This is a genomic window from Mesorhizobium sp. M7A.F.Ca.CA.002.09.1.1, from assembly GCF_003998555.1.
GTDB classification, from domain to species: domain Bacteria; phylum Pseudomonadota; class Alphaproteobacteria; order Rhizobiales; family Rhizobiaceae; genus Mesorhizobium; species Mesorhizobium ciceri.
In genome coordinates, this window is the sequence record NZ_RZRR01001621.1 from 1 (window position 1) to 436 (window position 436).

Below are 436 nucleotides of genomic sequence, written 5' to 3' on the forward strand. Positions count from 1 at the left end.
GGCCAGCACCTTGAAGCCGAGGCCGGCCAGGCGCTTCACCGCCGGCAGGATGCCTTTCTTGTCCTCGTCGCGCACCGAGACGAACAGCGTGCCGGAGCGCGGCAGGTCGACGCCGGCGCCGAGCTGGCTCTTGGCGAAGGCCAGCGCGAAATCGCGGTCGAGGCCCATGACCTCGCCGGTCGAGCGCATTTCCGGGCCGAGCAATATGTCGACGCCGGGGAAGCGGGCGAAGGGGAACACGGCTTCCTTGACCGCGATGTGGCCGGGGTTCCTGGGGTCGGGCATGGCGCCGTAATGGGCGAAGGCGTCTTCCAACTTCTCGCCGGCCATGATGCGGGCGGCAATCTTGGCAATTGGCCGGCCGATGGTCTTGGCGACGAAGGGCACGGTGCGCGATGCGCGCGGGTTGACCTCCAGCACATAGACCGTGCCGTCC

At 68.6% G+C, this 436-nt stretch carries 1 pseudogene; it reads right to left on the bottom strand.

The annotated features are described in order from the left end of the window. A pseudogene (locus EN994_RS34995) lies at positions 1 to 436 on the bottom strand (carbamoyl phosphate synthase large subunit); the annotation flags it as partial.